The 11,283-nt window shown below is 70.2% G+C and carries 9 protein-coding genes and 1 tRNA gene; 9 read left to right on the top strand and 1 reads right to left on the bottom strand.

Annotated features, from left to right (window positions below):
• Positions 1–322 precede the first annotated feature (322 nt).
• From ACIOD1_RS31410 to ACIOD1_RS31390, 5 genes are all read left to right on the top strand, one after another.
• Positions 323–2,677, top strand: a complete 2,355-nt coding sequence (locus ACIOD1_RS31410) for a hypothetical protein (protein WP_401906141.1) — start codon at positions 323–325, stop codon at positions 2,675–2,677.
• 106 nt (positions 2,678–2,783) lie between these two features.
• Positions 2,784–4,805 carry an MFS transporter gene (locus ACIOD1_RS31405; RefSeq protein WP_401906138.1) on the top strand — a complete coding sequence of 674 codons (2,022 nt, stop codon included), beginning with the start codon at positions 2,784–2,786 and terminating at the stop codon, positions 4,803–4,805.
• A 132-nt stretch (positions 4,806–4,937) separates the two neighbouring features.
• Positions 4,938–5,141, top strand: coding sequence for a hypothetical protein (locus ACIOD1_RS31400; RefSeq protein WP_365626418.1), 204 nt, complete (start codon positions 4,938–4,940; stop codon positions 5,139–5,141).
• A 241-nt stretch (positions 5,142–5,382) separates the two neighbouring features.
• Positions 5,383–5,550, top strand: coding sequence for a hypothetical protein (locus tag ACIOD1_RS31395; RefSeq protein ID WP_365626421.1), 168 nt, complete (start codon positions 5,383–5,385; stop codon positions 5,548–5,550).
• Positions 5,547–5,981, top strand: coding sequence for a sortase domain-bontaining protein (locus ACIOD1_RS31390; RefSeq protein WP_401906135.1), 435 nt, complete (start codon positions 5,547–5,549; stop codon positions 5,979–5,981). The genes ACIOD1_RS31395 and ACIOD1_RS31390 overlap by 4 nt, the downstream gene beginning before the upstream one ends.
• A gap of 133 nt (positions 5,982–6,114) precedes the next feature.
• Here the strand turns inward: ACIOD1_RS31390 and ACIOD1_RS31385 are convergent.
• Positions 6,115–6,187, bottom strand: a tRNA-Arg gene (locus ACIOD1_RS31385).
• A 564-nt stretch (positions 6,188–6,751) separates the two neighbouring features.
• Here ACIOD1_RS31385 and ACIOD1_RS31380 point away from each other — a divergent pair.
• The 4 genes from ACIOD1_RS31380 to ACIOD1_RS31365 all read left to right on the top strand — a co-directional run bounded on the left by ACIOD1_RS31380 (position 6,752) and on the right by ACIOD1_RS31365 (position 9,745).
• The gene (locus tag ACIOD1_RS31380; RefSeq protein WP_401906132.1) at positions 6,752–7,279 is read left to right on the top strand and encodes an aminotransferase class I/II-fold pyridoxal phosphate-dependent enzyme; all 528 of its coding nucleotides are present in this window, start codon (positions 6,752–6,754) and stop codon (positions 7,277–7,279) included.
• Positions 7,280–7,441: 162 nt separating this feature from the next.
• Complete coding sequence (locus tag ACIOD1_RS31375; protein WP_401906130.1) at positions 7,442–7,807, top strand: hypothetical protein; 366 nt, start codon at positions 7,442–7,444, stop codon at positions 7,805–7,807.
• Positions 7,804–9,066 carry an RNase A-like domain-containing protein gene (locus ACIOD1_RS31370; RefSeq protein WP_401906128.1) on the top strand — a complete coding sequence of 421 codons (1,263 nt, stop codon included), beginning with the start codon at positions 7,804–7,806 and terminating at the stop codon, positions 9,064–9,066. The genes ACIOD1_RS31375 and ACIOD1_RS31370 overlap by 4 nt, the downstream gene beginning before the upstream one ends.
• 79 nt (positions 9,067–9,145) lie before the next feature.
• Complete coding sequence (locus tag ACIOD1_RS31365; protein WP_401906127.1) at positions 9,146–9,745, top strand: contact-dependent growth inhibition system immunity protein; 600 nt, start codon at positions 9,146–9,148, stop codon at positions 9,743–9,745.
• Positions 9,746–11,283 lie beyond the last annotated feature (1,538 nt).

Genomic DNA, 11,283 nt, shown 5'->3' with positions numbered 1-11,283 from the left:
GGACGTTCCGAAGCGGGATTCTGCCCCGGCGGCGAGCGCTGACCGTACGACGGCCTTCGGGGTCGTGAGGCCCGCTCCGGCTTCGGATGACGCGGCGACGTCGCGCACGCCTTCCGGGTCGGGCTCCGAGGACGTTCCGAAGCGGGATTCTGCCCCGGCGGCGAGCGCTGACCGTACGACGGCCTTCGGGGTCGTGAGGCCCGCTCCGGCTTCGGATGACGCGGCGAATGACGCGCCCGAGCCTGGTTCCGCTTCGGCGGATGCCGATGAGCCCGCCGACAAGCCGGCCGAGCCCGCCGATGGCGGGAGCGAGCGTACGGCCGTGTTCCGCACCGTGAAGCCCGCTCCGGCCCCTGAGGGCGCCGGGAAGGCCGTCTCCGCGCCGGCGGGGCCCCGGACCCCGTCCGAGCCCTCCAAGCCCGCCCAGGGGGCCTCGGACGCCGCCGAGCCGAGTTCCGCTTCAGGGGACGCCGACAAGCCGGCCACCAAGCCCGCCGACAAGCCCGCCACGGAGCCCGCCGATGGCGGGAGCGAGCGCACGGCCGTGTTCCGGACCGTGAGGCCCGCTCCGGTGGACGCCGACCGCAAGGCGGGCTCCGGCGACGCCGAGAAGCCCTCCGGCGACGCGCCCAAGTCGGGTTCCGCTTCGGCGACCGCCGGCGAGCCCCCGGCCAAGCCCGCCGACAAGCCCGCCGACGGGGACAGCGAGCGCACGGCCGTGTTCCGGGCCGTGAAGCCGGCTCCGGCGGACGCCGACCGCAAGACGGCGTTCGGGGTCGTGAAGCCCGCCCCGGCCGCCGGCGACACGGCCGAGGGTGATTCCGCTTCTACGCGGTCCCGGACGGGTTCCGAGCCTGCCAAGCCCGCCAGAGCCGATGGTGACGCGCCCAAGTCGAGTTCCGCTTCGGACCCGCGGTCCGGCAAGCCCGCCGACGGGCCCGCCGACGGGGACAGCGAGCGCACGGCCGTGTTCCGGGCCGTGAAGCCCGCTCCGGCGGACGCCGACCGCAAGCCTGCCTCCGGGGCCACGAAGCCCGCCACGACCGGCGCCGACGCCCCCAAGCCGGGTTCCGCTTCTGCGGACGCCGACAAGCCGGCCGACAAGCCCGCGGCCAAGCCCGCCGACAAGGCCGCCGAGGCCGACAGTGAGCGCACCGCCGTGTTCCGGGCCGTCAAGCCCGCCGGCACGGCCCCCGCCCCCGCCCCGGACGCGAAGAAGCCCGAGCCCCGCTCCAGCACCTTCGTACCGCTGGGCGGCGACACCAAGCCCCGCACGGAGCCGAAGCCCAGGCCCACCCCCGCCCCCGTACGGGCACCGGCACCGGGATCCGCCCCGCAGACCACCGTCCCCCGGCTCGACCCGAGCGAGCGGACCAGCCAGCAGCCGCTGCCGCCCCGGCCGCCGCTCGACATGCTGGCGGACCTCACCAACAACCCGCCCCCGCCGCCGAGCCCGCTCCGCACCACGGTCCGGCGGTTCAAGATCTACGCCCCGATCGTGCTGCTCCTGGCGATCGTGCTGGCCGTCGTACAGCTGGTGCGCCCGCTGCCCGCGCCGAAGCTCGTGCTGACCGCGCAGTCCTCGTACGCCTTCCCCGGCGGGAAGCCCGACCTGCCCTGGCCCACCGAGGGGCAGGCCTCCATGGCCGCCGCCGGCCTCGGCACCATCGGCAGTTCCGGGGAGCAGAAGCCCGTGCCGATCGCCAGCGTCACGAAGTCGATGACGGCGTACATCATCCTGCGCGACCACCCCTTCAAGATGGGGGACAAGGGCGCGGTGATCGACATCGACAAGACCGCCGAGATCGAGGGGCAGAAGGACAAGTCGGACAACGAGTCCACCCTCAACACGGTCAAGGAGGGCAACAAGATCTCGGAGTACGACGCGATCGCCGCCCTCATGATCCCGTCGGCCAACAACATCGCCCGGCTGCTCGCGCGTTGGGACGCCGGTTCCCAGGAGGCGTTCGTCAAGAAGATGAACGACACCGCCAAGGAACTCGGCATGACCAACACCACCTACACCGATCCCTCCGGCCTGGACGCGACCACGGTCAGCACCGCCGAGGACCAGGTGAAGCTCGGCCTCAAGATCGTCGAGATCGAGGCGCTGGTCGACATCACCCGCAAGCCCAGCTGGGTGGACCCGTCCGGCAAGAACTGGCCGAACTGGAACCGCCTGGTTCCGTACAACGACTCCCTCGGGATCAAGACCGGTACGACGACCAAGGCCGGTGGAAACCTCCTCTTCGCCGCACAGAAGAAGGTCGGCGACACCAACCAGCTGATCGTCGGCGCGGTCCTCGGCCAGCACAAGCCGCCGATCATCGACAGCGTCATCGCCGCGAGCAGGACCCTGCTGATCGGGACGCAGAAGTCCATCGAGGGTGCCACCGTGGTGAAGAAGGGCCAGGTCGTCGGGTACGTGGACGACGGCCTCGGCGGCCGGACCCCGGTCGTGGCCACCGCCGACGTGCAGGCGGTCGGCTGGTCCTCCCTGACCGTGGACATCAAGCTCGGCCCCGGCAGCGCCGCGGTCCCCGGGTCGGCTCCGGCCGGCGCCGAGGTCGGCGTGCTGACCGTGGGCGACGGGGCCAGCCAGGTGAAGGTTCCGGTCGCTCTGAAGGGCGCACTGGACACGCCGGGCGTCAGCGCGAAGCTGACCCGTATCGGCTAGTCGGACGGTGGACGCTCCGGCGCCCCGGTCGACTCCGGGGCGCCGTGGCGCGTCCAGCGGGCCGGGGGCTGCCGCACGTCGTCGTACCGGGGAGAGAGCATCGGTTGTGACCAGCGCTGATCAGCACGAGCAGTCCGGCCGGGCCGGCGACCCCGCACCGTCGCCGCCCGGAGCCCCGGGCACCCCGGGCACCCCGGGCACCCCCGGCGCCCCCACGGTCGGCGCCGCCGACCCCGAGGGCATAGGGCGGCCCGCCGCGCCGCCGTCCGCCGCGCCGCCGTCCGCCGCGCCGTCGTTCCCCGGGCCGCCGTCCGCCGAGCCGCCGTTCCCCGCGCCGTCGTCCCGGCCGCCCGCCCGCCTCCTGGCCCGCGCGCACCGCCACCCCGTGGTCGTGGCCACCGCCGTCGCGGCCGTCCTGCACCTCGTCTGGTTCTTCTGCTTCGCCAACAGCGGCGGCGACCTCGCCGCGCAGGACGCGTGGGCCGAGTTCGTCGGCAGGCATCCCGACACGGCGTACAACCTCGCCTGGTACGGCGGGATGCACCCGGTCTCGTACAGCATCGTTTCGCCTTACGTCATGCACATGATCGGCGTCCGGACGACGATGATGATCGCCGGCACCTGCTCGGCCGCCCTCCTCGCCCTGATCCTGACCCGCTGCCGGGGCGCCGTCGCGCGCCCCCTGTGGCCCGCCCTCGCCGGGGTCTACGGGCTGTTCTGCAACGCCCTCTCCGGCCGCGTCACCTTCGGCCTCGGCGTGATGTTCGGCCTCGCGGCCGTCGCCGCCGTCTTCTGCTGGCCCCGCAAGTGGGCCCGCAAACGCTGGGCCAAGGCCGCCGTCGCCGCCCCGCTCGCCGGGCTGGCCACCGCCGCGAGCCCGGTCGCCGGGCTGTTCCTCGGGGTGATCGCGGCCGCGCTGTTCCTGAACGGGCGACGGCCGGGCGCGTACGCCATCGGGCTGGCCCCCGTGGCCGTGGTCGGGCTGTCGGCCTGGCTGTTCCCCTTCTCCGGGACACAGCCGATGAAGATCGGCTCGGCCTGGCTGCCGTTCGTCTTCGGCCTGGCCATCGTCCTGCTCGTCCCGAAGGGCTGGCGCACGGTCCGCGCCGCCGCGGCCGTCTACACCTTCGGCGTCTTCCTGACCTGGGCGATCGACTCCCAGATCGGCTCGAACGTGACCCGGCTGATCATGCTGTTCGGCGGTGCGGTGCTCCTCGCCGCCCTGCCCTACGCCGCTCCGCGCTCGCGCCGCTGGTACGCCCTGCTGGTCGCCGTCGTCGGGATCAACGCCTGGATCACCACCAACAGCGTCACCGACATCGTCCGGACCACCCCCGTCGCCGCCTGGAACCGCGAGCTGGCCCCCCTGGTCGACCAGCTCCGCAAGGTCGGCGCCGACCGGGGGCGCGTCGAGGTGGTCCCGGCCAGCAGTCACCGCGAGTCCTCCGCCTTCCCGGCGTACGTGAACCTCGCGCGCGGCTGGAACCGGCAGGCCGACTTGGAGCGCAACCCGCTCTTCTACGACGACACCCTCACCGCCGACACCTACCGGGCCTGGCTGGAGCGCTGGGCCGTGCACTACGTGGTGCTGCCCGCCGACAAACCCGACTCGGGCGGCGAGAGCGAGTCGAAGCTGGTGGGCGCGGGGCTCCCGTACCTGCGCCAGGTGTGGGGCGACGCGAACTGGCGGCTGTTCCGGGTGGACGCCCCGACGAACCTGGTGGCCGGGCCGGCGACCGTGGTGCGGGCGGGCGCCGACCAGCTGGTCATCGACGTGCGCACGCCGGGGCGGGTCCTCGTACGGATCCCGCACTCCCCGTGGCTGGGGCTGGTGGACGCCGCCGGCAAACCCGTCGAGCCGCCGCAGGAAACCGCCGCCTCGAAGGCCCGGGGCACCGCCTCCGGGCTCCCTCCGGGCTCGCTGAAGGAGTACGAGAACACGTCCGGCTGCCTCTTCAAGGCCTTCCCGGACGCCGCAGGGGACGAGTGGACGGAGCTCCTGGCCCCGGCGCCGGGGGAGTACCGGGTGGCGGGGAAGTACCAGTTCCCACGGGGTACGCCGTGCCCCGAAGAGCTGGTGCACGAGTCGCTCGGAACCCCGCGCCGCCCGGCTCCCCCACGCCCCTGACCCACCCGCGACCACTCTTTGCCCGACCCTTGATCCAGGATTCTTTGCCCGGAGTCCAGGTGCAATGGTCGGTATATCTGCATACGATCCCAGTAGTCCGATTGGGTGCTTCCCGAGGGAGTTGACGGCGGGATGAGCAAAGAGCAGAAGCACGACGTCCAGGCGGCGGTCGCGAAGGCGGCCGAGCACCTCCAGACGCCACGTACGACCGGTCACGGCTTCGAAGGCCCGATCCGCAGCAAGGTGAAGGGCGGAGCCCACACCAAGGCGGACCTCAAGCGCGCGGGAACCCCGCAGGGCGACCGCATCGGCGAACGCAGCCGGGGCCTCAGCTGACGGGCGCGCACTGCCCCCGACCATGACGCACGAAAGCCCTCCCGGCCGGGCCGGGAGGGCTTTCGTACGCCCTTGACGCCTTCGACCGGGTCCTTACGGGCAACCGTTACGTCGCCTACGCACGACGAGAACACGCCCCCCGTAGCGTCGTTCCCACAGCTCCTCCGGCCCGGGACCGCGGGCGGCCCCCGAAGCGGGCGAGCGCCGACCCCGCGCGCCCACCCCGCCCGGAGCACCCGCCATGGCCGCCATGCCCCGCCCCGCGCGCCCGCGACGCGCCGTCGCCGGCACGGCCTGCGTCGGCAGGGCCGCCGCCAAGCTCCCGCCGGCCCCCGAGGTCACCAGCACGACGACGGCGCCGGCCCGCGGGGTGCCCCGGCGCTGGAGCGGTCCGCGCCGACCGGCATGAAGATCGACGCGGTGGGCGTGAACGTCAAGAAGATGGCCGCCCTCAAGGTGGACCCGTCCACCGGCGAACTGGGCGTCCCCCACCCCGACACCGAGGCGGACCAACCCGGTTGGTGGACCGAGGGCGTGACCCCGGGCGAGCCGGGACCAGCCGTACTCGTCGCCCACTTCGACACGAAGCACGGACCGGCGCTGATGAAGGACGTCAAGAAGATCAGGCTCGGCGACCTCGTCGAGGTCCCGCGCGCGGACGGCGCCACGGCCAGGTTCAAGATCCGCGAGATCGAGGAGGTCAACAAGAAGGCCTTCCCGACGAACAGGGTCTACGGCCCCACCCCCCGCCCCAAACTCCGCCTGCTGACCTGCGCCGGCGCAATCAAAGCCGGCCACCGCGCCAACAACGTCATCCCCTACGCGGACCTACTCCCCTGACCCACCCCCCGGCCAACCGACCGGGTCCGCGCTCACGGCCGAGAACGACGGGGCGCTGACGGCCGCCCTCGTTGTCGTCGGCCGTAGACGGCAAAGACCCCCAGCCGTGATCGGCTGGGGGTCTCTTCCCTTGTGCCCCCGGCAGGATTCGAACCTGCGACACCCGCTTTAGGAGAGCGGTGCTCTATCCCCTGAGCTACGAAGGCGGGGCTTGACGGAATCCTTGCCGGAAACCCCAGAGGAATTCCGCGACCCGGCTCGACAAACGAGCTGGTCAGGTGGCATGCACGTGCGGTGTGGGAGATGTCCTTGCGGACACTTTCCCTGACACGTGCTTGGGAGCCGTCTGACCGCTGACAGCCTAGCGGATCGTGCTGGGAGTGGTCGCATGGATTGCCGTGGGAGCGGGGCCGAGGCGAGGGTGTGGCTGTCACCAGGGAGGTTCTGGCTGGCTGACGTGGTTGCCGAGGAAGCTGGGGGCATCACGCGGGTGTGGAGGGGTGTCTGAGCGTCCGCTCTGTTCCGCACGAGGCGACGGACGCGTCCTGGAGTGGGCGCGGCCGTCAGGGGGGGGGCAGGCGATACGGAGGACCTGCTGGGCGTTGCTCAGTGCCTCGTGGTGGATCTGGTGGCTGGTGGCGTCCTGGGAGAGGGCGAACCGGTCCGGCTTTCGAACCGGACGGCGAACGTGCCGCCCTCCGCGACCGCGGCCCTCGACGCCCGCGCGAAGGCGCTGATCGCCGAGGGCGTGGACGTCATCAACCTCACCAGTGGCGAGCCCGCCTTCCCACGGTCGAACCTGCGGTCCGGGCCGCATTGGCGGCCGTCGCGGAGGACTTCACCCGTTACACCCCGGCCGCCGGGATCCCCGAACTCCGCGCGGCCGCGGCGGGCTTCCTCAACCGCCACGGAACGACGTACGAACCGTCCCACATCGTCATCACGGCAGGCGCCAAGCAGCCCTGCACTACGCCTTCACCGCGCTCCTCGAACCAGGCGACGAGGTACTCCTCCCAGCCCCCTACTGGGTCAGCTACCCCCGCCTCGCCGCCCTCGCCGGCAGCACCCTCGTCCCCGTCCGGCCGGCTCCCGGCTCCGGCCTGAAGGTCACTGCGGACCAGCTGCGCGCGGCGGTCAACGGCGACCGCACCATCCGCACGGCGGCCGACTTCGCGGAACTCCTGCTCGCCGAGGCCGAGGTCACAGGGGCGAAGACGGTCGAGGCCAAACCGCGCCTCGGCGCCCGCAGCAGCTTCGAGGCAGTCGTCCTGGCGTCGAAGGCGGGCTGGGCGGACTGACCTCCCTGCTGAGACGGCATCAGGCGGATCGCCGCCGGATCTGCGCCGAGACGGCCGGGGTAGCGCGAACCGACCTTTGCCCGTTCTTTGATTCGTCCGCAGTTGCGAACGATCGGTCGCGATTAGGGTCGTACGGCTGCGAGGCAACGGGAGGGGATACGGGTGGGCGACGAGGGCAAGATCCTTGACATCAGGACGGCTGATCTGAAGACGACAGCGCCGGTGTTCCACGACCAGGGCGAGGCGCTGGGCACGGCTCTGAGCACGCTGACCGCGTCGCTGGAGAAAGAGGGAGCTGCCTGGGGAGACGACGAATCGGGCAAGAAGTTCCACGAGAAGTACGGGCCGATTGTCGCCCAGATGGAGAAGTCGGCGGGAATCATCAAGGACGGCCTGGCGAGCATCCACATGGCGATGGTCGACATGGCGGACGGCCACATAGACAACGATGACCTGGTCGGAGCCATGTTCCGGAAGCACGGCCCCGCGTCAAACGGAGGGGCTGACGGCCCGGAGCACCAACAGTGAGCACTGGCGACAAGGTTCGGGAGATCGTCACCGACGTCACCGGAATCGAGTGGCCCGCCGCCGACGTGGGCAAGCTGCGTGCCATCGCGAAAGCCTGGCGGAAGTTCGCCGACGACATGGAAGACATCGCGGCGGCCTCCAACAAGGCGGCGCAGGAGCTGATTCACCACAACAGCGGTGAGGCCATCTCCGCGTTCGCCGATCCTTTCTGGGCCCGGTACTACGGGGAGAAGAGGGGGTGGTTCCAGGATCTCGTCGAGGGCCCCCGTTCCCTGGCGGACGGCATCGACCAGTACGCGGATGCCGTGGCGGACGCGAAGAAGAAACTCGACCGCGAGTTGGAGATCGCGGGCACCGTGATTGTCGCCGGCACAGCCCTGGCGTTCTTCACCCTTGGTGCCACCGAAGTCGCGGCGGCGGCGGCTACCGCCACCATCGTCGAGCTGGCCGCGACGGTGGGTGTAGCACTCACGACGGAAGTCGCCACCATTGCCGGCACGGTCTTCGCGACCGCGGCCATCGCGGGCATCGAATCCGTGACCGTCGACCTCGCTGTCGCCCAGCCGCTCAAGATTGCCGCGGGTCTCCAGACCGGTGGCCTCAACCTCGACGAGGCGCAGGACGCAGGATTCTACGGAGCCCTCACCGGCGGAGCCTTCGGCGGAGCCGGGAAGACGTTCCAGCTCGCGAGTGAGGGGGGTGGCTGGACCAGCCTCCTGGGAGGTGCCCGTCTGCCGGGCTTCAGCCCGCAATTCGCGCTGCCCAGTGGGCTCGCGGTCGAGGCCGGCGATCTCGGCATGCTCCTCCGGGACGGAGAGCCGAACGCCTGGCCGCGCAGCAAGCGCAAGGGACCTCTGAGTCCCAAGTACCGCGCCGATATCGCGGGTGACGAAGGCCAGAACGGCTCGCATACCATCGAGCGGCACGTGGAGATGACGACGCGAGACCTGCGTGCGCGTCTTCGAAGCAGTCCCGGGATGGACGCGGCATCCAGGTACATAGACGAGGGGTCAGCTCAGAGATTCTCTGATGCGGCGATGCTCAAGCATCAGAAGGAGATCGGCGAATGGCTCGCCAGCCCCAAGAAGAAGATCGCGTTTTCTGAGTACTTCGACGAGGCGACCGGGATGAGTCTGACCCGGGAGAACTTCAAGCGCGGAACCGCCGCACAGTGGGTGAACGGAGTACAAGTGGTCCTGAAACGCGATCCGTCCGCGGCGAGTGGCTACCGCATCCTCACTTCGTATCCCATTGCATAGCTCGAGAGTAAGGTGTGAACAGGTGACACCGTCGACCGATCGTTTTCGTGAGCTGCGCAGGCTCCTGCGCTCTTATGAAGTGACCGGCTTCATCTTCGATGACACGGAGGGCCGGCGCGGGGTTGCGCTCAGTGCCTACCTCAGGCAAGTCGCGCTCGATCCCGAGCGTGCAGCGGAGGCGGCAGCAGAAGTCGACGACCTCCTCGAGGCAGGCCTGTTCAACGAAGAGATCGCGGATGACGTCGACCTCTTGCCTCACATCAACCCGCCCCACGGGAAGACGGTGGAGAGCTGTCTTGCCGTCATCGGCGGGCACCTCCGGCAGTTCCTTGCAGAGCCGGAGACTCCCTCCCAGTCGCTCCCTCAAACCGCATGGGAATGGAGAGAGCGTTTTCCCGGACTCCGACACCTGCTGGCGGCATATTTCCATCAAGATTTCTCGTTGGAGTATTCCTCGCACAGGGAGGCTCTGGACGATTACGCTTCGGACGCTTCGGACGGCGAGCTCCGGAGCGTGACCAACGAGATCCACGATTTCCTAACGATAAACGAATCGGACGGGTCGCTCAAGGAGTCGGCGTCGACGCTGGGGCTCGGCGTTCTTCCGCCGCAAGGTGTACCGCTGCGTCGATGGCTGGCCGATGTGCGGGAGATCCTTCTCCACCAGTCCCAGGGATGAGTAGCGGGTAGTCGGACCCCTTGGCGCTTGATACCCGACCGGCCCGGTCAGAGAGTCGGCTCGGTCTTACCTTCCGGGCGCTCCGCAACCCCGCAGGTCCGGTGCACGAGGCCCGCTGCCCGAACCCGCCCCGGCAGCGCCGGCGGGATCCGGTCCTGCAACCCCTTCCCTTCCCCCGGAGCGGCTGCCACCGCATCCGCATGAGTCTCCTCCCTCGATTCGGACGTCCGAAGCCTCCGCCAACCGCAACCGGTCCGGCGGCGGCCTCGGAGGCTTCTGCGGCAGAGCGACTCGTTGAACTCCATGACGAACGGTTCGCCAGTCGTGTGCCCAGCATCTTCTTCACCGCACACATCCACGGATCCTGGCAGGTGTCAGACGAGGAGCCGCAGGAGCAATGCGACTCCGTGGCGCTGTCGGCACGGGCTCGCCACGTCCTCCGCGAAGGTGCCCGCCGTACTCTCGCCCGCTACTCGGTTCTCGAACTCGGGGACGACGAGGACCGCAATGTGGGCGGGAGCACCTGCGCGGAGCGCAAATCACGGACCTTGAGCAGCACGATGCCCAGCGCCGTCTCGTCTTCCTCCAAAGCCTTTTGGGTTACCCCGACCTCCGCCGCGTGTGGTGGATCGACCGGCACCCAGACCGCCTCGACAAGCTTGAGACCTGGAGGAACGGGTGAAGGGTCTCAGAGCCCCGCACGATACCGACCGTGACGCCTCCGTGGTGAGGTCATCCACTTCGTTGACCAGATGCTCACTGACCTGCGTACTCCACAGCAGCGTGAGGTGTTCCTGCGCGCTCTGACCCAGGCTCTGCGCGCGCTCGGCAGCACCGGTATCTCATGGCACTTTTGCCATGGCGCCGTGGCGCACGTTTCAGAGCTCTGACCTGCGGCTTTAGGGTTTCCCTCAAGCCCCACGAAGGCGACGAAGGCGGGGAACTGTCGGAAAACGTGTCTGAAGGTCTGCCGAGGTGGCGGGCCGCTCGGACTTGCTTGGAGACAGGTCGCGGTGGCAGCCCGTGAGGGCGTATCCACCGCGGTCAGTGCAGCGGGTGGTGCATGGCCGGTAGGCGGTTGTTTTGCGCGCAGGCTCTCAGGCAGTGAGTGCTGCGCGAGGGAGGACACGCGGACATCGTGCGCTTCGAGGCGAGTGTGAGAGGGAGATCGCCGGAGCGGTCATCGTCGCGGGCACAGCCCCTGGCGTTCTTCACTGCTGGTCTGGTGCGGGAACCATAGGGGCCCTCATCCGGGCCGATGCGCAATGCGTTCCGGAAAGGACGGCGGAGCGATGCCGGCTCCCTCCACGACGTCGCGTCTCGGAGCTGCGCGCGGTCGTGCGGACCTCTGGGAGCGGCTTGACCGGTGGGTCGTGCGGAAGTCCGATCGGGGTCGGTGACGGGGGCGCGCGGTGGGCTCGGGGGGCGTGAGGGGCGCGCCGGCGATGGGGGAGCGTTGCGGGCGCTGCTCTATATTGGTCGGCTGATGGTCTTGCCGCTGTGAAAGGCGGACATTCGCGGTCGCTCCGACGGGGAAC

This window comes from Streptomyces sp. NPDC088097 (assembly GCF_044741845.1).
Taxonomy (GTDB): Bacteria; Actinomycetota; Actinomycetes; order Streptomycetales; family Streptomycetaceae; genus Streptomyces.
The sequence above is the reverse complement of the archived record's forward strand: the minus strand, read 5'-3'. Positions and strand labels throughout refer to the sequence as shown.